At 64.5% G+C, this 21673-nt stretch carries 19 protein-coding genes and 1 pseudogene; 1 reads left to right on the top strand and 19 read right to left on the bottom strand.

The genetic code is table 11. The annotated features are described in order from the left end of the window. Nucleotides 1-319: 319 nt before the first annotated feature. Nucleotides 320-1108, bottom strand: a pseudogene (locus tag C7G61_RS46100) (LysR family transcriptional regulator); the annotation flags it as partial. Between the two features lie 221 nt (nucleotides 1109-1329). Here C7G61_RS46100 and C7G61_RS19600 point away from each other — a divergent pair. Continuing rightward, nucleotides 1330-2307 carry a Bug family tripartite tricarboxylate transporter substrate binding protein gene (locus tag C7G61_RS19600; protein ID WP_108517274.1) on the top strand — a complete coding sequence of 326 codons (978 nt, stop codon included), beginning with the start codon at nucleotides 1330-1332 and terminating at the stop codon, nucleotides 2305-2307. A gap of 3 nt (nucleotides 2308-2310) precedes the next feature. Here the strand turns inward: C7G61_RS19600 and C7G61_RS19595 are convergent, their stop codons facing one another. The 18 genes from C7G61_RS19595 to C7G61_RS19510 all read right to left on the bottom strand — a co-directional run bounded on the left by C7G61_RS19595 (nucleotide 2311) and on the right by C7G61_RS19510 (nucleotide 21660). After that, the gene (locus C7G61_RS19595) at nucleotides 2311-3501 is read right to left on the bottom strand and encodes an ABC transporter permease (RefSeq protein WP_108517272.1); all 1191 of its coding nucleotides are present in this window, start codon (nucleotides 3499-3501) and stop codon (nucleotides 2311-2313) included. Between the two features lie 2 nt (nucleotides 3502-3503). Continuing rightward, a complete protein-coding gene (locus C7G61_RS19590; RefSeq protein WP_108517269.1) occupies nucleotides 3504-4664 on the bottom strand; it encodes an ABC transporter permease in 1161 nt (386 codons plus the stop codon). Next, nucleotides 4661-5341 (bottom strand): ABC transporter ATP-binding protein, encoded by a 681-nt coding sequence (locus C7G61_RS19585; protein WP_108517429.1) that lies wholly within the window; start codon nucleotides 5339-5341, stop codon nucleotides 4661-4663. The genes C7G61_RS19590 and C7G61_RS19585 overlap by 4 nt, the downstream gene beginning before the upstream one ends. 49 nt (nucleotides 5342-5390) lie before the next feature. Beyond that, complete coding sequence (locus C7G61_RS19580) at nucleotides 5391-6452, bottom strand: efflux RND transporter periplasmic adaptor subunit (protein ID WP_108517427.1); 1062 nt, start codon at nucleotides 6450-6452, stop codon at nucleotides 5391-5393. 390 nt (nucleotides 6453-6842) lie between these two features. Next, entirely contained in the window at nucleotides 6843-7856 is a 1014-nt protein-coding gene (locus C7G61_RS19575) for a zinc-dependent alcohol dehydrogenase family protein (protein ID WP_108517267.1), read from the bottom strand. Between the two features lie 72 nt (nucleotides 7857-7928). Beyond that, nucleotides 7929-8555, bottom strand: a complete 627-nt coding sequence (locus C7G61_RS19570) for an FMN-dependent NADH-azoreductase (protein ID WP_108517265.1) — start codon at nucleotides 8553-8555, stop codon at nucleotides 7929-7931. 13 nt (nucleotides 8556-8568) lie between these two features. Continuing rightward, nucleotides 8569-10146: an isochorismatase family protein gene (locus C7G61_RS19565; protein ID WP_108517263.1), complete on the bottom strand. Its 1578-nt coding sequence runs from the start codon at nucleotides 10144-10146 to the stop codon at nucleotides 8569-8571. A gap of 19 nt (nucleotides 10147-10165) precedes the next feature. Next, the gene (locus tag C7G61_RS19560) at nucleotides 10166-11014 is read right to left on the bottom strand and encodes an MBL fold metallo-hydrolase (RefSeq protein WP_108517261.1); all 849 of its coding nucleotides are present in this window, start codon (nucleotides 11012-11014) and stop codon (nucleotides 10166-10168) included. A 30-nt stretch (nucleotides 11015-11044) separates the two neighbouring features. After that, nucleotides 11045-11935 (bottom strand): amidohydrolase family protein, encoded by an 891-nt coding sequence (locus C7G61_RS19555; RefSeq protein WP_108517259.1) that lies wholly within the window; start codon nucleotides 11933-11935, stop codon nucleotides 11045-11047. Next, nucleotides 11932-13050, bottom strand: coding sequence for a vWA domain-containing protein (locus C7G61_RS19550; protein WP_108517257.1), 1119 nt, complete (start codon nucleotides 13048-13050; stop codon nucleotides 11932-11934). The genes C7G61_RS19555 and C7G61_RS19550 overlap by 4 nt, the downstream gene beginning before the upstream one ends. Next, nucleotides 13047-13928 (bottom strand): AAA family ATPase, encoded by an 882-nt coding sequence (locus C7G61_RS19545; protein ID WP_108517255.1) that lies wholly within the window; start codon nucleotides 13926-13928, stop codon nucleotides 13047-13049. Before C7G61_RS19545 ends, C7G61_RS19550 begins: the two co-directional genes overlap by 4 nt. Before the next feature lie 9 nt (nucleotides 13929-13937). Further along, nucleotides 13938-14960 carry a xanthine dehydrogenase family protein molybdopterin-binding subunit gene (locus tag C7G61_RS19540; RefSeq protein ID WP_108517253.1) on the bottom strand — a complete coding sequence of 341 codons (1023 nt, stop codon included), beginning with the start codon at nucleotides 14958-14960 and terminating at the stop codon, nucleotides 13938-13940. Between the two features lie 2 nt (nucleotides 14961-14962). After that, nucleotides 14963-16543 (bottom strand): xanthine dehydrogenase family protein molybdopterin-binding subunit, encoded by a 1581-nt coding sequence (locus C7G61_RS19535; protein WP_108517251.1) that lies wholly within the window; start codon nucleotides 16541-16543, stop codon nucleotides 14963-14965. Nucleotides 16544-16554: 11 nt separating this feature from the next. Beyond that, nucleotides 16555-17034 (bottom strand): (2Fe-2S)-binding protein, encoded by a 480-nt coding sequence (locus tag C7G61_RS19530; protein WP_108517249.1) that lies wholly within the window; start codon nucleotides 17032-17034, stop codon nucleotides 16555-16557. A 7-nt stretch (nucleotides 17035-17041) separates the two neighbouring features. Then, a complete protein-coding gene (locus tag C7G61_RS19525; RefSeq protein WP_108517247.1) occupies nucleotides 17042-17860 on the bottom strand; it encodes an FAD binding domain-containing protein in 819 nt (272 codons plus the stop codon). 16 nt (nucleotides 17861-17876) lie between these two features. Continuing rightward, entirely contained in the window at nucleotides 17877-18320 is a 444-nt protein-coding gene (locus C7G61_RS19520) for an SRPBCC family protein (protein WP_108517245.1), read from the bottom strand. A gap of 1 nt (nucleotide 18321) precedes the next feature. Further along, nucleotides 18322-18759: an SRPBCC family protein gene (locus C7G61_RS19515; RefSeq protein ID WP_108517242.1), complete on the bottom strand. Its 438-nt coding sequence runs from the start codon at nucleotides 18757-18759 to the stop codon at nucleotides 18322-18324. Between the two features lie 9 nt (nucleotides 18760-18768). After that, nucleotides 18769-21660 (bottom strand): flotillin family protein, encoded by a 2892-nt coding sequence (locus C7G61_RS19510; protein ID WP_108517240.1) that lies wholly within the window; start codon nucleotides 21658-21660, stop codon nucleotides 18769-18771. Nucleotides 21661-21673: the final 13 nt, after the last annotated feature.

Below are 21673 nucleotides of genomic sequence, written 5' to 3'. Positions count from 1 at the left end.
GATTTCTCGAATTCTTCGTGTGAAGCAGCGAGTTACCCGTGACGCTCCCGCGCGGGCATGACAAATCGTAGGATGGGTGGAGCGAAGCGATACCCATCATTCGTGAGGCGGGCTCGCGTGATGGGTTTCGCTTCGCTCTACCGATCCTACTGGACCGCTCATTCTTTTCGCTACACGCGCTTGCGCCGTTCGCTGGTGCGGCGGCGATCGCTTCCCGTGCCCGCCCAGTTCGGGCTGAAATCCAGCGTGAAGTCGCGAAAGCTCTCCACTGCCGGCGAAAGCGATGCGCTGTTTCGCACGAACATCGCGATCTCCATTTGACGGCTGGCTGCAGCAGCGGCAGGAACGTCAGCCCGAAGCCGCGTACCAGCGGCTCCGCCATCGAGGGGCAGATCACGGCGCCTTGTCTGACCCGCAGCATCGACAGCGCGGTGTTTACCCGATGCACCGGCACCAATTCTTTTGGATGATGCCGGGACGGGACGTTGCTCAACACGTTGATGGCGATGTTGGGCATGTAGTTGAGCAGCGGCCGCTCGCGCAAATCCTTCCAGCTGACCGACTTGGCCTTTGTCAGCGGGTCATCGCTGCGCAATGCCACAAAGAGTGGATCGGCGCAGATCATGTGCACTTCGACCGATTGGTCCGGAACGACGCCGGCCGGGCCGAAGCCGATGTCGGTAGAGCCGTTCTGCAGGCCCGCCAGCACCTCCTGGATCGGCACGTCGTCGAAGCGGACGTCCACGCCCGGATGGCTGTTGTTGTATCCGGCGATCAGTTCCGGCAGCAGCGTGCAGGATAGCGTTTCGGGGGCAGCTACTCGCACCAGCCCGCGGCGAAGCTCCTTGAGATTGGTCAAATTGTCGAGCGCCTCGTCCAGGTTTGAGAGCACGCGCCGCGCCATCGGTGCAAAGGTCTCGCCGACCGCAGACGCCGAAACTTTTCGCGTCGTGCGGTCCAGCAGGCGGACGCCGACGCGGTTCTCCAGCTCCTTGATCAGGCCCGAGAGCGCCGCCTGCGACAGGTGCATGGCCTTGGCGGCTTCCGAGAAGCTCGCGCTCTCCAGCACGGCCACGTAGGCGCGCAACTGCCGTAGGGTCACATCCATCGCCATGTCGCACCTCCGGAACGTCTCCGTTCGGTATTCATAGGCCAGGCTTATCAATCGGTCAAAAAATACACATTGTTCGATAGAAGTCGCCTCTCTATCGTTGGCCTCGACAAGACGAAGGCCCGGCGATCCAGCAACGCGATCGTACCAACGCGGCCCGATGAAAACGGGACGGACTAGCCGCCACTCCAGGCGGCGCTTCTTCCCAGGAGGCATTCATGAAAGTCACACGCCGAGCCCTGCTGGGGACCATCGCCGCCGGCTTCGCCGCAGCTCCGCACTTTCCTGCGTCCGCCGAGGGCGATTGGCCGTCGCGGGTCGTGCGGCTGGTGTCGCCCTACGGGGCGGGCGGGGCGAGCGACATTTCGTTGCGTATCCTGGCCGAGCAGTTCGGGCGCAGCCTCAACCAGCAGTTCATCGTCGAGAACAAGCCGGGCGCGGGCACCCGCGTCGCCAACGAGCAGGTCTCGCGCGCAACGCCGGATGGATATACCTTCCTTTATGCGGCCGCGCCGTTTGCGACGGCTGAAGCCCTGTTCGAGAAACTGAACTACAACCGCAAGGATCTGCAGCCGGTGGCGATGGCCATGATGGCGCCGTTGTTCCTGGTGGTGAACGCGCAGGCCCCCTTCAAGACCCTTCAGGAAATGATCGACTACGGCAGGTCGAAGCCCGAGGGCCTGACCTTCGGTTCGCCGGGTGCAGGCTCGCAGCCTCACCTGGCCGCCGAATTGCTGTTCAGGGATGCCGGCGTCAAGGGCCTCATCGTTCCCTTCCGCGGCGACAACATGGCCTACACGGAGCTGCTGGCGAGCCGTCTCGACGCCACGTTGACCGCGATCAGCACGGCCCTGCCGCACCTCCAGAGCGGCGCGTTGCGTGTGCTGGGTGTGGCGTCGGCCGAGCGCAGCCCGATTTATCCCGAGGCTTTCACCTTGGTTGAGCAGGGCCTTTCCAAGGTGATCGCCTCCGGCTGGTACGGCTTCATGGCGCCGGCGGCAACGCCGCAGCCGATCGTCGATCGCTTGCAGGGGGAGGTCATTCGCGTGCTCGCCGATCCCGAGGTGAAGCAGAAACTGCTCGCACAGGGACTGGAAGCACGCCCCGGCACGGCCGCCGAGTTCGGCAAGTTCATCGACGACGAGACGCGCAAATGGGGCGAGGTAATCCGCGCCGCAGGCCTCAAGGGAGAATAAGATTCAGTTCGCGTACAGGCCCTCGACGATCGGCAGTCGCGCGGCCCGCAGCGCCGGAAACAATCCGCCGATCAGGCCCACGATCAGCGCAAGCGCAACGCCCTCGGCGATCAGCCAGGGACTGAGCTTGAAGTCGAACACCACCTGCGTGAAGTTGCCGCCAAGGGTCGAGGCAGTGACGCCGTCGAATATCAGATAGGTGGCGGCGGCACCTAACACGCCGCCGATGACGGCGAGCAACAGCGATTCGGCCAGCGTTCCGACAAAAGCGGGGAAGCCGCCGAAGCCGATGGCGCGCAACGTTGCGATTTCCGTCGCACGCGCTGCTACCGACGAATACATCGTGTTGAGCGCGCCGGCGACCGCACCCAGCGCCATCGCGATCGCGAGCGGCCAGCCGAGTTTCTGGATCAGGTCCGAGGTCTGCGAGGCCTGCTCGGCGAAGTAGGCCGCTTCGGATTTGACATCGAGCTTCAGCCGCGGATCGTTGTCGCTATAGCTTTTGAGCTCGTTCAGTGCGGCCGGCCCGGTGAGGCGCGCACGCACGGTCTGGACGATGTTGTTGCGGTTGAACAGGCTTTGCACCACGTTGAGATCGGCCCAGATCTCGGATTCGAACACGCTGCCGCCGGCCTCGAATACACCGACGACGTTCCAGCGCGTGGCGCCGAACGACACGGTAGAGCCGAGGTCGAATCCCTCGAACTGGCGCTGCAATGCCTTGCCGACCACTACCTCGTTGCTGCCGCGGTTGAACATGCGGCCTGCGGTGATGACGATATCCTTGCGCAACGTGGAGCCCTGCTCGCCGATCCCGCGCAGCGGCAGGTTCGCCTTGGTCTTGGTCGAGCGTTTGATGCCGTCGACGACCAGATAGAGCTCCGGCGAGATCAGCGGCTTGCCGTCGCTGCCGCGGGCGATGCCGGGCCCGTCCTCGATCAGCCGCACTTGGTCGCGGCTCACCGTGCTGTTGATTTCGGCCTGCGAGCCGGCCCGCAGCACGATCGCGATGTCATCGGCGCCGGCCCCCGCGATGGTGCGCTGGAAGCCGTTGGCCATCGCCAGGAATGCGAGCAGCACGATTACCACGAGTGCGATCGCGATCACGGTCGAAAGCGAGAGCCAGCGCCGCTGCCCAATGCTCCTGAGATTGATGGCGGTGACCGCCGCGACTTGAAGCCAGAGCGAACGCATGCCTATCCCCGTCCGAGCGCGGTTGCAATTCTAAGCCGCATGGCGTTGAGCGCCGGGATGATCCCCGTGATCAGCCCCAGCGCGATCATCAGCGCCAGCCCTTGCAGGATGATGGTCGGCGATACCGCAAAAGCGGGCGCGATGCTGGCGAGGCTGTTGCGAAGCGCCATGGCGATCAGCGCCGCAATCGCCAGCCCGGGAATGCCGCCGAGCAGCGCCAGCAGCACGGATTCGCCAAGCACCATTTTAAGAATCCGCGGGCCCGAAAAGCCGAGCGTCTTCAGCACGCCGATTTCGCGGGTGCGCTCCCGGATCGACAGCGCCATGGTATTGCCGACGATCATCAGGATGGTGACGAAGGCCGCGCCCACCACCAGCAATACGATCAGGGCGATGTTGCCGAATTGAGCGGCGAACGCCTTGCCGAACGCCTTTTCGGTGTCGGTCGAGGTTTCGGCGGTGGAATTGGCGAACATCGCGTCGATCGTCTTGGCTACGCGATCGTTGTTTTCCGGCGAGGTGGTCTGCAGGATCATCCAGCCAATGGTGTCCTTGCCGAAGCTGCGAGTTTCGTCGAAATAGGGGTACTGGAACAGGAGAAAGTTGGTGTCGACGTGCTCGGCCTTGCCCTTGACGATGCCGGCAATGGTGAGGTCCCAGGTATGTCCGCCGCTCTTCTGGCTGAAGATGTTGCTATTGAGAGGGATGCGATCGCCGATCTTCCAGCCCCACTTCTGCGCAAGGCTTTCGCCGACCACCGCGCTGCCGCGGTCGCGGGTGAAGGCCTGAAGTTGGTCGGGCGGAACCTCGAATTCGCTACGGTACACGTCGAAATAGGTGTTCGGCTCGATCGCGAGCGCCATGATGAAGTTCTTCGGATCCTGATAATAGCCGCCGAACCAGTTGGCGAAGGTCACCTGCCGTACCCCTTCCACCGCGCGCACGCGAGTGAAGTAGGCGATCGGCATCGGCTGGGTAAAGTTGATCTTGTTGACGGTGATCATTCTATCAGCGGCGGCGGCATCCTCGCCGGCCGTGAAGGCGCGGTAGAATCCGGCGAGCACGCCGAAGATCATGAAGGCGATCAGGATCGACACGATCATCAGGCTGGCGCGCAATTTGCGGCGGAACAGGTTTTTCCGGACCAGGTCGAAGTCGTTCACGCGGCAAGCTCCCGTTCGACGAAACGGCCCTTGTCGAGATGCAGAACACGCTTGGCGTAGTTTGCTGCGGCGGGGTCATGCGTCACCATCACGATGGTTTTGCCGAGTTCGCCGTTGAGCAGTTGCAGGATCGAGAGAATCTCGTCGGCGGATTGCCGGTCGAGATCGCCGGTCGGCTCGTCGCACAGCAACAGGTTCGGATCGGAGACGATGGCGCGCGCAATGGCGACGCGCTGCTGCTGGCCGCCCGACATTTCGCGCGGACGGTGCTTGATGCGGTCGGCGAGCCCGACCACGGAAAGCGCGGTGTGAACACGCTCGGCGCGCTCCTTGCTCCGCAATTTGGTGAGCAACAGCGGCAGTTCGACGTTCTGCGCCGCGGTCAGCATCGGCATCAGATTGTAGAACTGGAAGATGAAGCCGATATTGGCGGCGCGCCAGGCGGCGAGTTCACCCTCGGAGAGACCGTCGATGCGGTGGTCCGCAACCGCAATCTCGCCGGCGTCGGCGCGATCGATACCGCCCAGCAAATTGAGCAGCGTCGTCTTGCCCGAACCGGACGGCCCCATGACGGCAATGAAATCACCTCGGGGGATCGCAAGATCAAGATGATCGAAGATCGAGATCGTTTCCTTGCCCTTGGTGAAACGCTTAGCTACGCCGGTAAGGCGAACCATCGGATGCTCGGCTGTCACGCTTGTCTCCTCCAGGGATTCCGGCTGGATGCTAGTTCGCGGCGGTGGTTTCAGCGGCGCCCTTTGTCTTGGCATCGCCTAGGAAGTTCACCTTCACCGCCATGTCGGGCAGGATGCGGGGGTCTTTCTTTTCGAAGCGGATGCGAACCTTCACCGTGGCCTTCTCGCGGTTCGCAGTCGGCACGATCGCGATGACAGAGGCGGGAATGGTCCAGTCCGGATAGGCATCCAGCATCGCGTTCACGGCGCCGCCGGGAGCGACGCGGCCGATGAAGGCCTCGTTGACGTCGACTTCGATTTCGATCGAATCCATGTCGACGATGGTGCAGATACCGGTGCGGGTGTAGCCGCCGACCGACATCGGTGAAATCATCTCGCCGGGCTGCGCGCTGCGGTCGATGACGACGCCGGCGAACGGCGCGCGGATCTGATGCTTGTCGAGCATCGAGGCGCTGCGCTTGGCGTCGATCCTGGCGGTCTCGAATTGCGACTGCGCCTGGCGCAATTGCGCGCTGAGCACGCCGACCCGGGCCTGTGCCTTGGTCAGGTCGGCCTCGGTCGCGAAATTTTTTTGCGACAGGGTTTGCACGCGCGACATGATCCGGGTCGCATCCTCCAGATCGGCGGTGATCGCGGCGACCGCGGCATCGGCCGTCTCGACGCGAGAGCGGGCCAGCTCATAATCCCTTTCGGCAAGCACGCTATCGAGCCGGGCGACGACCTGACCGTCGGTCACCGTCATGCCTTCGTCGATGAAGACCTCGACCACCTTGCCGGTGATTTCGGCCGCAACGGTCGCCTTGCGGCGCGCCACCACATAGCCGGAAGCCGCCAGATTGCCGGTCGCCTTGTTATTCGGTGCAGGCGGCTGAGGTGTCTGTGGCTGCGCGGCGGACTGCTGTGCGATCTGTGGTGCGGTCTCCTTTGGCGGGTCCTGCCTGCGGAACTCGTAGGCGCCAAAGGCCGCGAATGCGACGACGCAGGCGACAATCGCAGCCGAGATCGGCAGCCAGCGGCTTTTCGGCCGCTCCACCTTGCTGGCGCTTCGATCGATGGTCAGCGATCTCAGCAATTTGCTCTTGTCGTCGGTCATCTTCATTTCCATCCGGCTGCTCGCTGCAACTTCCGCGCGGGCGGCATCATTTCTCGCGCTGGTGGTCTCGCTTACAGCCGGTTCACATGTCTCGCCATAGAAGGGGGCAGGCCTCAAGCTTTCCGTAAGGCTGCGAGCCCAGCTCGGTTGTAATCCCGTTGAGCTCTCGCGAGCGCCAGGCGGCGCCCGTTTTCGACGAGGCGAATTGACACGTATTTAAAGCCTAATGGTGACGGAGGCAATTCCTGGAACCAGCAAGAGTTGTACAGGCCGTGCTGCCAGTTGTGGCCATAAGCATCGGGGATTGATCCCCGAATGCGCTCAAAACCCGGCAAAATCTTGCGGCGGAACCAGTCGCAGGAATTGGCTGTCGATGACGAAATGTCGCGGTCAGCCGATCTCGATCGCCACCTTCCCGAAATGCGCGCCGCTCTCCATATGGGCAAACGCCTGTTTCACCTGATCGAACGAAAAAATCTTGTCGACCACCGGCTTCATCCGATGAACCGCGATGGCATTCGCCATCGCCTGGAGGTCCTCGACCGATCCGACGGTGACGCCCTGTAGCCGCTGCTGTTGCATGACCATCAATGGCAGCCGCAGGTCTGACGGCGGCGGGCCGGCGAGCACGCCGATAAAGGCGATCGTGCCGCCGATCCTGGTCGCCCTGATCGATTCGTTCAGCGTCCCGACCCCGCCCACCTCGACGACCAGGTCGACGCCGTGGCCGCTCCATTCGCGGGCTTTCTTTCCCCAGTCGGGTGCCGCCTTGTAGTTCAATGTAAAGTCTGCGCCGAGCTGCTTGAGACGTTCGATCTTGGCATCGCTGGACGAGGTTGCGATGGCGCGCGCGCCGCACATTTTCGCAAACTGAATGGCAAACAGGGATACCCCGCCGGTGCCTTGTGTCAGAACGGTCTGGCCGGGTTTCAAGCCGCCGAGCTTGACGACCGCGCTCCAGGCCGTGAGCCCGGCGCAGGGGAGCGCGGCGGCTTCGACGTCGCTGAGGTGCTCCGGCGTTCTGACCAGCGCGTGCTTCGGAAATATCCGATATTCGGTGAGGACGCCTTCCACCGAGCCGCCGAGGGCTGCGCGCATCTTTGCTTCGCTCGGTTCGCCGCCGATCCAGCTTTCGAAGAAACTGCCGATGACGCGGTCGCCGGCCGCGAATTCCCGCACGCCCGGGCCGACCCGTTCGACGACGCCCGCACCGTCGGACACCGGCACAAGCGGAAATTTCTGACGCGAACCGTAACCGCCCTTGACGGTGAGAAGATCGCGATAGTTCAGCGTTGCCGCCCTGAGCCGCACCAGCACCTCATTCTCACCGGGTGCCGGCACGGGCTTGTCGACGACGGCAAGTCCATCGATTCCGCTCGGTCCCTGTAGCTCGTAGCACTTCAACGGGGTTCTCCTTCGGCGCAGCCGGGTAAGCGACTATAGCCGCAAATGTTCCGGTTCCGCCAAGCCTAAGGATCAGAATCGCGCGGCCAGCTCGGCCAGCCGCCGATGTGCGCCTTCGCGTGCGGTGCGGATCGGTTCGAGCGGCCCGGTGGTCGGTCCGATCGGCACGAAACGCACGTCGCTTATGCCGATGAAGCGGAGCGCCTCGCGCAGATAGGGTGTCGCCATGTCGATGCGGCCGCGATTCATGCCGGTGATGAAATCGCTGCCACTCGCCAGGATCACGATTGTCGGCCTGTCCTTGAATAGCGGCAGGTACCCTTGCGCCGGATCGTAGCGGAACGCCAGCCCGGGCTGCGTGATGACGTCGATCCATTGTTTCAGCTTGTAGGGAATGCCAAAATTCCACATCGGTGTCGAAATTAGAACACGGTCGGCGAGCGCGAACCGAAGCGCGATGCGCTCCGTGATCGCAAACGCGTCGCGCTGCGAATCCGTGAACGCCCGCCCGCCGAGGCGGGCATATTTGGCCTCCAGTACATAACCCTCGAATTCCGGCATGTGATCCCGCCACAGGTTCATCACGTCGATGTCCCAGTCCGGCCGTGCTTGATGGAAGCGGTCAACAAAGATGCGCGCGCCGGCGGAGGATTCCGAGTCTGCGCGCGGCGAGCAGCTCAGGTGAAAGAGTTTTGGCATGGCCGCGCTCTGTTCATCCCAATCCCCTGATGACCGCATCGGCGTTGGTGACGACGGCAACGTTCTGCATCGCAAAATTGATGGAGGCGTTGTGCCAGTCGGCGTTCATGGTCGAGCAGCAGTCTTCCGGCACGATCATGAAGTAGCCCTTGTCGGCGCCGGTGCGCGCGGTGTGCTCGATCGACATGTTGGTCCAGGCGCCGGTGTTGATGATCATGTCACGGCCGGTCGCCTTGAGGATGGTCTCCAGCCGCGTGCCTTCCCAGGCGCTCATCCGCATCTTCTCGACGATGAAATCGCCGGCGCGCGGCTCGAGCCCTGGAACCGGGGCCGCGCCCCAGCTTCCGCGCACCATCGCATTACTATCGACCAGCCCTTCGAACAGCGGCGCGTTGAGCGTGACGCCGGGCGCGCCCGGCTCGACGATGAACCAGACATGGATGATGATGACGCCGCGCGCCCGCGCCGCCTCGGCGAGGCGGCGGACATTATCGACCACCCGCTGCTGGCGCGCGTGCGCAGGCGAGCCGGAATCGGCGAACGCGCCGCCTTCCATGATCACGTCGTTCTGCAGATCCTGAATGATCATCGCGCAGCGACGCGGATCGAGCTGCATGTCGCCACTAGCCAATTGAGGCGCGGCAGGCGGGGCGGAGCCGGTCTCGGGGCCGGTCGAAGCGCGGCCGCTCATATAGGGTTCGTGGCGCGGTCCGGCCTTGACCGGGATCGCATAAACCGAGTGGGTGGCGGTCAAGTAGAGCGTGCGAAAGTCAGCGCCGCCCCAGGCGAGATTGGCGACGAGTTCGGGCACGCGCACCTTGCCGAGCAATTCGCCGGCGGGAGAATATACCCAGACGCCGCCGGGCGCGGTGACCCAGACATTGCCGCGCTGGTCGCACTTCATCCCGTCGGGCAGGCCGGGCTCGAGCTCGGAGCGAATGCCGCTGGCGAAAACGCGCGCATTGGTGAGCGATCCATCGGCCTCGACATCGAAGACGCGGATCAGCGCCTGCGTGGTGTCGTTGACGTGAAGCAGGCGTTCATCAGGCGAGAAGCATAGGCCGTTCGGCTGATCGAACAGATGGCGGTCGACGACAAGTTTCGGTGGACCGCCGCCGGGCGGGACGCGGTAGACACCCTGGAAGCCGAGCTGGCGTGGCCGTTCGACGCCGTAGACCGGCATGCGGCCATACCAGGGATCGCTGAAATAGATCGCGCCGTTCGAATGCACGCAGACATCGTTCGGGCTGTTGAGTTCCTGATTTTCGAAATGCGAGGCGATCACCTCGCGCCTTCCGTCGGGCCGCTCGCGGATCAATGATGAGGTGGCGTGCTCGCAGACAATGAGATTGAGCTCCGCGTCATAGGTCATGCCGTTGCATTTGTTCGACGGACGCTTGACCTCGACGACGCCGCGCTTGGCGTCCCATCGCCGGCGCACATCGGCCGGCATGTCGGAGAATAGCAGATAGTGATGGATCGGATGCCAGATCGGGCCCTCCGTGAAGTCAAAACCCGTGCCGACCTGGCCGACCGGCGCATAGGGGTCGATCAGGGTTTCGAAGTCCGGGCGCAGCGTGACATGCGTCATCGGTCCGTCCTTTCAGCGCTCAGGCCGGGAACCAGTTGCGCTGGGGCAGGCTCTGAACCACGGGGCCGGGCACCTGGTCGTGCAGCCGGCCGACCACCATGCCGCCTTCGATCTTGGCCGGCCGGTCGTGGACCGGGAGCAGGTAGCGTGAGTTGCTCAGGAGTTTTTTGATCGCCGCTTTTTCGGCGCGCTTGCTGGTGCCGTGATTGCCGGTCGTGCGCGGCTCGGCGTCGTGGATCTCGTTGAAGGGCGTGACGATCTGGTCATTGAAATCGTAGATCACGTCGCCGCAGATGGTGGCGATGCCGTCGGCGGTGTGAACGTGTATGTTCATCGAGCCTTCGGTGTGGGCGTTGGCGGCTTCGCAATGGACGCCGGGCATCAGCTCGATCGGGCCGGTCACTTCGAGATCGAGGAAACGCAGCGCGCTCCTGGTGTGCAGGCGATCGATCAGGTGCTTGATGTCGGGCGCCGGATACTGCGGATGCATCAATCCGGACACGGAATATTCCAGCTCCTTGCGGTTGAGCACGACCGTCGTGTTCATCGGAAACAGATCGTCCTTGCCGGCGTGGTCGATATGCAGATGGGTGTGGCAGACATAGCGGACGTCGCCCATGCGCACGCCGTGGCGCGCGAGCTGGTTCTCGATCATGTTCTCATGAAACTGAAGCCCGCGCATGCCCAGCGTTTCCATGATTTGATTGGAGCGGTAACCAGTGTCGACCACGACGGGATAGGGGCCGCCAACGATCAAAAAGCCTAGCGTCAGGACACGGCGGGTGCGGCCGCAATCACGGCCGAGCACGAGAAAACTCGATTCCAGTTCGATATCGCCATAGTCCAAAATCTTGATTTCAAGCGGCATATGTCTCTCTCCCCGAATTCTCTTGTTCGCTTAAATTCCCAGCCGATAAACGCGCATCGCGGTTGTTCGCAGAACGGCATCGCGCTGGTCCGCGCGAAGATGTGCGGTCGCGGCGAGATAGGCGTCCACCAGTTCGCGATAGCTGGTCCAAAGTTTTTCGATCGGAAAATTGGAGCCGAACAGGCAGCGATCGGCACCGAAGATCGTCACCGTGTCGGCGAGGACGCCGGCGACGTGGGCCGGATCGTTGCGGTGGATGAAGGTGCCGAGGCCGGAAAGCTTTGAGACGACATTCGGGCAGGCCGCAAGCCGCATCATTCCACCGCGCCAGGCGGATTGGCCCTGCGGCGAAAGGTCTTCCAGCATGCCGGCATGCTGCAGGATGAAGGTCACGTCAGGACAGGCTTCGGCAAGTCTGGCCGCATCGGCCATCTGCAGCGCGAACACCTGCAGGTCGAAGCTGAAACCATAGTCGGCGAGCCGCGCGACGTTGCGCCGGATGTTTGGATCGGCGCAGAGGTCAGGCCGGGCCGCGAAGCGATAGAGAGGGTTTTCGTGCCAGTGCAGCTGCATGCGCACGCCGCGCACCAAGGGATAGTGCGCCAGACGATCCAGTTGCGGACGGACGTCGTCGACGTTGAAGTCGGCATAGGAGACAATGGCGTGCGGCCAGCCATGATCCTTCGCGGTCTCCTGCACCCAGGCGGTTTCGTCCTCGAAACGATCGTTGGCCCAGTTGGTTTGCACATAGACCGACCGCGTCACGCCGGAGCCTGCGAGATCATCGAGATACTCCTGGATCGGATAGTCGCGCCGGATCGGCTCATAGGGACCGAAGATGCGCGGCTGCATCGGGCCGCTCAGCCAGGGCAGATCGGCCTGACGCCAGATATGATGATGGGCATCGACGATTTCGGTCACGCGGCCTTCCTTTGTCCAAGCGAGAGAACGTGCGAAACGATCGCGGCTGACGATCCGCCGTCGACCAGATCATCCACGAAGCGCCTTATCGCGATCAGCGCTTCGGTCTGCGGCTGAAAGCCGGGACCGGCGGCGAGCGGTGTCAGCCAGCTCAGGCGCCAGGCGCGTCGCGACAATTTTGCGACGGCGTCACGCAACGCAGAAGGATCGCCGCGCTCCAGGCCGTCGGAGACGATGACGACCGCGGCGCCGCGCGCATAGCTGCCGAATCTTGGCACCGCCAGGAACGCCTGCAGCGCATCGCCGATCCGGGTACCGCCGTCCCAATCGCTGACCAGATGCGCGGCCGCCGACAGCGCCTGCTCGCGGCGCTTGAGGCGGAGCGCGCGGGTGACGCGGGTGAGGCGGGTACCGAAGGTGAACACCTCGACATTGGGAGCCGCGTGCGACAGCGCATGCGCGAGCTTCATATTGTCGTCGGTGCGCCCCTTCATCGAGCCGGAGACGTCGATCAGCAACAACACCTTGCGCGGCCGAGCGCGCCGTTTCAGCCGCCCGAGCCGCAGCACCTCGCCGTCGTTGCGCACGCTCTCGCGCAGGGTGCGGCGCAGATCGGCCCAGGGGCCGCGGCGGGCGCGCATGCGCCGGTGGCCGCGCCGCCGTGGCAGTCGGGCAGGGGCCTCGCGCGAGAGCCGGCGCAGGGCATCGGCGGTTTGGCTCGGCGCGAAGCGGCGTTCGACCAGCGCCTCGGCGCGGGCGGCGGCAAGTCCGGACTCTTTGGCTTCGTCGGCGAGCAATGTTTCGTCCTCGCCGCGTCCTTCCTCCTGCAGGCGAACGACTTCCTCGTCTTGCGCGCCCGCATGATCGATCGCTTCACTGCCGAGGAAATGGAGGTCGAACAGCCGATCATAGGTCGCGTGCCGCTCGGGCGGCGGCGCGAGCGTCGCCAATCCGGCCTCCCTGATAGATTCGAGGCTGCGCGGACCCAGCAGTTCGATCGCCGCAAGGAACGCCGTCGTCTGTTCCGGCGCCACGGCAAAACCGTTGGCGCGAAGCAGTGCGACAAAGGATACGAACACGCGGGCCGCGTGGGGTAGCTGAAGTTCGTCGCTCACGCGGCCGCCTCCGCAATCAGGGCGTCGAGCCGGCCGGAGATGAAGGTGAGATCCTCCTCGTCCTTCAGCGCAACGCCGATCGAGCGCTTGAAGGCATCGGGCCAGCGCGCGCCGCGCTCGTGCAGCAGCGTGGCGGCTTCGGCCCAGTCCACCGCTTCGGCGATGCCCGGCGCCTTGCTGAGCGGTTCGCGCCGTAGCTTGCCGACAGCGGCGACGACGGCGCGTGCGGTGGATTCGGCAACACTCGATGCCCGCATCATGATGATGCGCGCCTCACGCTCGGCAGTGGGATATTCGATCCAGTGATAGACGCAGCGGCGGCGCAACGCCTCGTGCAGGTCTCGGGTGCGGTTCGAGGTCAGCACGACGACGGGGCGTTCGGTCGCGCGAACTGTGCCGCGCTCGGGAATCGAAATCTGGAAGTCGGAGAGGAACTCGAGCAGGAACGCCTCGAACTCCTGGTCAGCGCGGTCGATTTCGTCGATCAGCAGGACGGTGGAGTCAGGCGCGCGCAAGGACGCGAGCATCGGCCGTTCGATCAGAAAAGCCTCGCCATAGATGTCGATGCTCTCTTCGCCGGCCTGGCGGATCGCGAGCATCTGGCGCGGATAGTTCCACTCATAGAGCGCGGCGGATGCGTCGATGCCCTCATAACATTGCAGGCGGATCAGGCGGCGGCCGAGCACGGCGGCAATGGCTTTCGCGGCTTCGGTCTTGCCGACGCCCGGCGCGCCTTCCAGTAGCAGCGGCTTGCCGAGCGCAAGGCCAAGATAGGCAGCGGTCGCGAGGCCATCGTCTGCAAGGTAATACGCCGTCCGTAACGCCCGTTCGAGCGCCTCCGGGCTGTCGATGCCGACAATGTTACCGCGAACCGTCATGGAAAGACCTCAGCGCCTCGCTTGCGGCCGCGGGCCGCCCTGGGCTTTGATCGCCCGCAAGACTTTTTCCGGGGTGATCGGCAGTTCATCCATCCGCACGCCGACGGCATTGAAGATGGCGTTGGCGACCGCAGGCAGCACCGGATTGGCGCACATCTCGCCCGGTCCTTTGGCACCGAACGGTCCATCGGCCGCGGGGCGTTCCAGCACCGCGATATCGTGCGGGCAGATGTCTCCGGGACCGGGCATTAGATATTCGACGAAGTCGCGGGGGCCGTGCGCCGGGTCGGGATAATAGGGCTCGGGCGTTTCAAACAGCGCGTGGCTGATCCCCATCCACGCGCCGCCGACGAGCTGCTGCTCCACCAGCCGCGGATTGAGCGCACGGCCCAATTCATACGCGCTGTCCATGCGCACCATCGCGACCTCGCCGGTCTCGTCGTCGACCTCGACCTCGGCAACGAGGCACGCGTGGGCGTAACAGGTGGCAGGCGACATTTCGCCGGTCTCGGGATTGACCTCGGACAGCGGCACCAGAAAGATGCCGCGCCCCGATATCGTCTTGCCTTGCTTGAACTGCGCGGCAATGGCGACGTCCTTGGTGGAGATCGAGCGGTGCGGCGCGCCCTTGACGTGGATGTTGCCGCGCCCGTCGGTGTCGAGATCGGCGGCGTTGACCTCCAGTTCCTCGGCGGCCGCCTCCATCATGACGCCGCGCGCTTCCTTGGCCGCCGCCATGACAGCATTGCCGACGCGATGGGTGCCGCGCGAGGCGAACGAACCCATGCAGTGCGGGCCGGTGTCGGAGTCAGCCGTGTCGACATAGACGTCTTCGACCGGCACGCCGAGCGTCTCCGCGCAGATCTGCCGCGTCACTGACTTCATGCCCTGGCCGAGGTCGATCGACGACAGGGACACCGTGAATTTGCCGCTGGGGTTGGAATGAACCAGCGCCTGACTGGGGTCGCCGCCGAGGTTCATGCCGATGGGATAGTTGATCGAGGCGATGCCGCGTCCGCGATGCTTGGCCATGGTCAGCGCCTCCTGGTGCCGAAGACGGAGGAGAAGCGGGTAGCGCCATGCGAGGGCGATGGCGGCCTTGGGGGAGGTGGCGCCGGCGTGGGGGGCGGCGGTTGCTGGGTCGTTGCAGCGGGCGCACGATCGTAAGTGGTTCGCTGCTGCGATGCCGCGGCGCGTTGCGGAACAGGTTCAAGCGGCGTCGGCGATATCGCCGCCCGGCTGCCGCCGCCGTCCGTGCGCGAGGACATGCGCTTGACCTCTTCGCGAAGCGGCCATTTGGCCTTTTCGGCCGCGACCTGGACGCATTCGATCAGTGCAGTGTTCTTGGCCTCACGCCGGTGTGCCTTCATGTCGCCGTCGCGATAGGCGTTGAGAATCCGAAACTCCATCGGGTCGATGCTGACGAGATGAGCGAGCTTGTCCATCTGGCATTCGAGCGCAAAGTCCATCGCGGTGACGCCGAAGCCGCGCATCGCGGTCGCGGGCGTGCGGTTGGTGAACACGCAGTAGACGTCGCCATGGACGTTCGGGATCGTGTAGGGGCCGGGCAGGTGGGCGACGCATTTGACGACGGCGTAACTTGAAAGCCTTGTATAGGCGCCGCTGTCGAAATAGGCGCGGATCTTGCGCGCGACGATGCGGCCGTCGCGCATCACGCCGTCCTTGATATAGATCCGCTCGGCGCCGCGTGGCGAGCCGAACTGCATCTCCTCCTCGCGGCCGAGCTGATAACGCACCGGGCGCCCGGTCAGCATCGCGCCGAGAATGGCGAGCGGCTCGGTGAGCGTGTCCACCTTGCCGCCAAAACCGCCGCCGACGGTCCCGCCGATGAAGTGGAAGGTGTTGGAGGGCACATCGAGGATTTTCGCGCAGGTATCGAGCGAGAAGAACAACGCCTGCGTCGAGGTGTAGACGACATAGCGCCCGTTGGTATCGGGGGCCGCGATCGAGCCGTTGGTTTCGGTCGGCGCATGCTCGATCGGCGACATCTGGTAGCGCTGTTCGAGCACATGATCGGCCTCGGCGAAACCGCGCTCGACGTCGCCGAAGCGCAGCTTCTGGTGATCGTAGACGTCGTGATAGGTGAAGGTGTTCTTGGGGTAGGTCTCGTTGACGACAGGCGCGCCGGGTTTCAGCGCCTCCTCGACGTCGAACACCGCTGGGAGCGGATCATAATCGACCCGCACTTTCGCGAGCGCCTCATAGGCCTCCCGCGGGCTGTCGGCGACGACAGCGACGATCGGCTCGCCCTTGTAGCGCACCTTGTCGACCGCCAGCGATGGCTCATCGTCCTTGCCGAAGTTGATCAGGCTCAGCAACGTGTTGAGATTGACCGGCACATCGGCACCGCGGATGATGCGCCGCACGCCGGGGGCACGTTCCGCCTCCATAGTGTCGATCCGGCGCAGGCGGGCATGAGCGTGCGGGCTGCGCAGCACCTTGAGATGGAGCATGCCCTGCAGCTTGTGATCGTCGAAATAGGTCGAGGTGCCCGTGACATGGCCGAGCATGTCCTGGCGCTGCGTGCCTTTTCCGATCTCTTTTAAGTTATCGTCGCGCTCGTCGGCGAAGATGTCCTTGCGCAATTCCAGCATGGCGGTTTCCTCTAGGCGCGGGCGCGTCCGCTCGTGGCGGCGGCGAGGATGGCGTTGATGATCGGCTCGTAGCCGGTGCAGCGGCAGATATTGCCCGAGATTGCTTCGATGATTTCGGCGCGGGTCGGCAAGGGATTGCGATCGAGCAGCGCCTTCGCTGCCATCAGCATGCCCGGCGTGCAGTAGCCGCACTGTGCCGCGAATTGCTCCATGAAGGCGCGCTGCAGCGGATGCAGGTTGGGACCGTCTTTCATTCCGTCGAGCGTCTCGATCGAGCGGCCGCTGACGGTTTCCGCCAGCGTCAGGCAGGAGAGATGCAGTTCGCCGTCGATCAGCACGCTGCAGGCGCCGCAGCCACCCTGGCCGCAGCCGAATTTCGGCGTCATGTCGCCGATCAATTCGCGGAGGGCGACCAGGAGATTGACGCCGCCGTCCACGAACACAGCGACGTCGCGGCCGTTATGACGAAACTGGAGCGGGGTCTTGGTCATGACGTGCTTACTCCAGGCCGGACAGCAGGCGGCGAAGATGGACGCCGACGATCTCGCGGCGATACCAGGCGCTGCCAAGGGCGTTGTCCGCAGGTGATGCGCCCTCCGTTGCGGCCGCAGCCGCAGCGCTGATCGCCGCATCGTCGAGTGCGCGTCCCTCCAGCGCGCGTTCGGCGGCCCGTGCGCGAATCTGCGTCGCGGCCATCGAGCCAAGCGCGATGCGGGCTCCCGATATGCGGCCGCCGCTAACGGGCAGGTAAGCGGCAATCGTGATCACCGAGCCGCCCTTCGGTTTGATGCGGGCGATCTTGCGATAGCGGAAGGCGTCGGCGCTCGCGGGCTGTGCACAGGAGACGGCCAGCACCAGCGCGCCGCTCTGGCGTTCGCGGGATTGGAGGAACTCCTCGATTGGCATGTCGCGCGCGCCGAGCCCACCCTGGACGGAGATGGTCGCGTCGAGCGCCAGCAGCGCGACGGTGAAATCGCCGTAGGGGCTAAGTGCAAACAGATTGCCACCCACCGTGCCCATATTGCGGACTGCCGGTCCGCCGATCGAACGTGCCGGTGCGTGCAGAAACGCTAGATGGCGTTCGGCCAGGATCCTGGCGAAGGTGACACCGGCGCCGATCGTGATCCGCGAACTCGCCACGTCGATGCGGGATAGCGCCTGATCGGTCGCACGCACCACCGTCGAGATCGAGATATCGCCCTCGTTGAGGGCGCGCATCACCAGCGTACCGCCGCCGAGATAGCGCGCGCTGCGGTCGGACGACAATGCCGATGCCGCCTCGCCAGAACTCGCGAATGTCTTCACCGTCACGGGCATGGCTTCGCCTCCACGTTCATGCGGCCTCCTTCAGGTGCCGGCGAATGGAATCGAAGCCGGCTTGATAGATCTGTTCCGCGACCATCTGCGTCAGCCGCTCGGTATCCGCGGGCCGCGTGGTGAACCTGGATTCCCAATGCCAGAAGGTGCGGTCGCCGTCGGTGACCGGCAGCAGGCGGATATGGGCGACATAGTTGAACATCGGGATCGGTGTATCGAGCAGGCAATAGCTGAAGGTCTGTTCGAGGTCCGAAAGGGCCAGCAGTTGCTCGCGCAGCTCCGAGCCGTCCTGTAGCTTGAAGCGGCGCACGCAGCCGATCTTGTCGGAAGCCTGCGCGCGCTCGATGGTGCTGGTTGCCACCGCGGGATGCCAGCGGTCGTGGCCGTTGAAATCGCGCAGCACATTCCAGACCGCGCCGGTCGGCGCGTCGAGAATGGTGCTTTTGACGATATGCGGCACGCTAGCCTCCGAAAGCACGCTTGAGCGCATCGAAGCCGCCCTGGAATACGCCGGTCCCGATATTGCTGACGAGTTCGTTCTCGCGCTCGGGCGCACAGTCGAACTCGGCGGTCCATTCGAGGAAGGTCTGGTCGCCGTCGGTCACCGGCGTTAGCCGCAGGGTCGCGACGTAGTTCTCCACGCCCATCGGCGACTCCAGGATGGAGTAGGTGCAGAACATGTCGTAGTCGGAGAGGCCGAGTAGCTTTTCGCGAATGCGGTCGCCGTTGCGCAGGCGAAAGTCGCGCACGCATCCGATCTTGTCCGCGGGCTCGCCGCCCTCGATGCGGCTCTCCGCGATAGCGGGATGCCAGTTCGGCATCCCGTTGAAGTCGCGCACGCGCGCCCAGACGCGGTCGTTGCGGGCGTTGACGACGGTGGAAACGTAGACCCGTGCCATAGCGTGCTCTTACCCTTTCTTGCGCGGTCCGCGCTCGGGGGCGGGCTCGCCGGGGGTGGCAGGCGGCGCGTCGGGCTTGCTCGGACCGCCCTTGCGCGTGGCTTCCTTGATGCCCTGCATGTCGCGCGCCTCGCGAATGAGGCCGGGCATCCTGGCAAGGCTTCCGCCCTCGACGCCGATATCGGCCAGGAGCGAGTCGATCAGCGGCGCCTGCACCCGGTAACGCAGCGCCGAGTCGATCACCTCGTCGGTGGCGCTGCGGCCGCCATTGCCCCCGCCGCCACCGCCGTTGAGTCCGTCCACCTGAAGGATGCGGATGCCCTCGATCTTCTCCATCGGCTTGACGCTCTCGCGCACGATGCCCTCGATGCGGTCGAGCAGCTTGCGGCGGAACAGCGAGTAGCGTGCCTGGTCGGTGAGCACGTTCTCGGCTTCGTTGAGCAGCCGCTGTGCTTCGGCCTCGACGGCGGCGCGCACGCGCTCGGCCTCGGCCCCGATACGGGTTTCCTCGGCTCGCTTCTCCGCCAGCAGCACCTCGATGGTCTTCTGGCGCTTGGCGATCTCGCTGTCGCGGGCGGTGACGACGCGCTCGGCTGCCTCGGTTGCCCCCGCGCGCGCATCCTCGGCTGCCACCTTGGCGGCCGATTCCTCGAGAGATTTCTGGTAAAGGGCGATGGCCTTTTCCATCAGCGCCGTTTCGACTTCCTTCTCGCGATTGACCTCCAGCTTGCGCAGGTCGCGCTCGCGGCCGATGCGCGCTTCGTCAAGGCCGCGGTCGGAGGCGATGCGCGCCCGCTCGACTTCCTCGCGGGAGGCGATCTCGGCTTCCTGCAGCGCCTGGACGCGGGCGACCTCGAGCTGTTCGATCGCGCGCCGGCGAGCGAGCCGCGCGGCTTCGAGGGCCTGTTCGCGGGAGACATCGGTAGTCTCGACTTCCTTGCGCGCGATGATCTCGGCCTGCTTGACCTGGCGGTCGGCATCGATCCGTTCGGAGCGCTTGGCGGCGAGCGCGATCACGCGCTCCTCGTCGGCGATCTCGACCGCCTTCTTCTGGTCGATATTGAGCACCTCGCGGGTCTTTGACGAGGCGATACGCTCGGCCTCCAACGCCAGTTCGACCTCGACGCGCCGCCGTTCGATCGCATCACGCCGCTTGAGTTCGGCGGCCTCGATCGATTCGGTGCGGTCGATCTCGAGCCCCCTGGTTTCCTTCTCGGCCCGGATGCGCTGGGCGGCGATCACCTTTTCCTGGGCAATGCGTGCCGCCTCGATCGCTTCGCGTGAGGCGATATCGGCTTCTTCGACAGCGCGGTTCCGCGCGATTTCGAGCGAGCGAACGCGCTCTTCCTGGGCAATACGTGAGGCTTCCGTTGCTTCACGCGCCGTGATGCCCGCGATTTCCAGCGCCTGGTTGCGCTCGATTTCCAGTTTGCGCGTAGCGTGCTCGGCGCCGATCCGCTCCGCCGCCAGCATCCGCTCGCGGGCGATCCGCGCGGCTTCCACGGCCTTTTGCGCCTCGATCTCCGCTTCCTGAATGGTGCGAACCTGCGCAATTTCCAGCGACCGGGTGCGCTCGTCGGAGGCGATACGCTCGACATTGACGATCGTGGTCTGGGCGATGCGCGCCTTTTCAGTGGCCTCGCGCGCCGCGATCTCGGCTTCCTCGACTGCGCGGGTGCGCTCGATCTCGCGCCTTCGGGTTTCCTCCTCGTTGGCGATCCGCGCGTCCGTGATCGAACGATCCTGCTGGATGCGCGCCTTCTCGACCGCTTCGCGTGCCGTGATCTCGGCTTCCTCGACCGACCGCGTGCGCTCGATGTCGCGCTGCCGCACCTCGCGCTCGGAGGCGATGCGGGCAGTATCCACCGCGCGCTGGTTGGCGATCTTGGCCTTTTCGATATCCTCGCGCGCCAGCAGTTCCTTTTCTTCTACCGCGCGGGTGCGCTCGATCTCGCGGTGACGGGTCTCGCGTTCTGAGGAGATGCGGGCTTCGGCAATCGACTGTTCGTTGGCGATGCGCGCCTTCTCAATTGTTTCGCGGGCGGAAATCTGCGCCTGTTCGGCCTCGGTTTCGCGCAGCGCGCGCTCGCGCGCTACCTCGGTGCGCTGCAGCGCGCGGCGCATCTCGATGTCGCGTTCCTGTTCGAGGCGGGCGGTCTCGCTCTCGCGCTCGATCTCCAGCGCCTGGCGCTCGGCATCGAGGTTGCGGGTGCGGATCTTGATCATCGAATCCTGTTCGATGTCGTTGCGCAGCTTGCGCTTGGCCTCGATGTCCTCCATCAGGCGGGTCAGGCCCTCGGCGTCGAACCGGTTCGATGGATTAAAGTATTCCAGATCGGTCTGGTCGAGGTCGGTGATGGCGACGGATTCGAGTTCGAGGCCGTTCTGGGCCAACGCCTCGGCGGCGGCGGCCTTGAGCCGCGTGACGTATTCGCCGCGCTGCTCGTGCATTTGCTCCATGGTCATTTCGGCGGCCACTGAACGTATGGCGGAGACGAACTTGCCGGAGAGCAGGGCGTGCAACTGCTCAGGCTCGAGCGTGCGCCGCCCGAGCGTGGCGGCGGCGATCGCGACGGCCTCGCGGGTCGGCTGCACGCGCACGTAAAAGTCTGCCTCGATGTCGATACGCATGCGGTCGCGGGTAATCACGGCGTCATGCTTGGCCCGCACGATGCCCATCGGCAACACGTTCATGTTGACGGGCGTAAAGTCGTGAATGAAGGGCAGCACAAAGGCGCCGCCATTGATCACGACGCGCTCGCCGAGCAGACCGGTTCGCACAAAGGACACTTCCTTCGACGAACGGTGGTAGAGCCAGTTCACGATATAGACGACGATGGCGATCACGACGATCGCAACGATCAGCCAGAGAATCAATTCGCCAACCAGAGTCCCCGACATCTTTTCCTCCCTT

Origin of the sequence: Bradyrhizobium algeriense, assembly GCF_003062295.1 — a bacterium.
GTDB classification, from domain to species: Bacteria; Pseudomonadota; Alphaproteobacteria; order Rhizobiales; family Xanthobacteraceae; genus Bradyrhizobium; species Bradyrhizobium algeriense.
The sequence above is the reverse complement of the archived record's forward strand: the minus strand, read 5'-3'. Positions and strand labels throughout refer to the sequence as shown.

What these genes read in the sequence shown, in the direction of transcription:
- C7G61_RS19600 (WP_108517274.1), top strand. Translation starts at nt 1,330, where the DNA reads ATGAAAGTCACACGCCGAGCCCTGCTGGGGACCATCGCCGCCGGCTTC.
- C7G61_RS19595 (WP_108517272.1), bottom strand. Translation starts at nt 3,501, where the DNA reads ATGCGTTCGCTCTGGCTTCAAGTCGCGGCGGTCACCGCCATCAATCTC.
- C7G61_RS19585 (WP_108517429.1), bottom strand. Translation starts at nt 5,341, where the DNA reads ATGGTTCGCCTTACCGGCGTAGCTAAGCGTTTCACCAAGGGCAAGGAA.
- C7G61_RS19580 (WP_108517427.1), bottom strand. Translation starts at nt 6,452, where the DNA reads ATGACCGACGACAAGAGCAAATTGCTGAGATCGCTGACCATCGATCGA.
- C7G61_RS19570 (WP_108517265.1), bottom strand. Translation starts at nt 8,555, where the DNA reads ATGCCAAAACTCTTTCACCTGAGCTGCTCGCCGCGCGCAGACTCGGAA.
- C7G61_RS19565 (WP_108517263.1), bottom strand. Translation starts at nt 10,146, where the DNA reads ATGACGCATGTCACGCTGCGCCCGGACTTCGAAACCCTGATCGACCCC.
- C7G61_RS19560 (WP_108517261.1), bottom strand. Translation starts at nt 11,014, where the DNA reads ATGCCGCTTGAAATCAAGATTTTGGACTATGGCGATATCGAACTGGAA.
- C7G61_RS19545 (WP_108517255.1), bottom strand. Translation starts at nt 13,928, where the DNA reads ATGACGGTTCGCGGTAACATTGTCGGCATCGACAGCCCGGAGGCGCTC.
- C7G61_RS19540 (WP_108517253.1), bottom strand. Translation starts at nt 14,960, where the DNA reads ATGGCCAAGCATCGCGGACGCGGCATCGCCTCGATCAACTATCCCATC.
- C7G61_RS19535 (WP_108517251.1), bottom strand. Translation starts at nt 16,543, where the DNA reads ATGCTGGAATTGCGCAAGGACATCTTCGCCGACGAGCGCGACGATAAC.
- C7G61_RS19530 (WP_108517249.1), bottom strand. Translation starts at nt 17,034, where the DNA reads ATGACCAAGACCCCGCTCCAGTTTCGTCATAACGGCCGCGACGTCGCT.
- C7G61_RS19525 (WP_108517247.1), bottom strand. Translation starts at nt 17,860, where the DNA reads ATGCCCGTGACGGTGAAGACATTCGCGAGTTCTGGCGAGGCGGCATCG.
- C7G61_RS19515 (WP_108517242.1), bottom strand. Translation starts at nt 18,759, where the DNA reads ATGGCACGGGTCTACGTTTCCACCGTCGTCAACGCCCGCAACGACCGC.
- C7G61_RS19510 (WP_108517240.1), bottom strand. Translation starts at nt 21,660, where the DNA reads ATGTCGGGGACTCTGGTTGGCGAATTGATTCTCTGGCTGATCGTTGCG.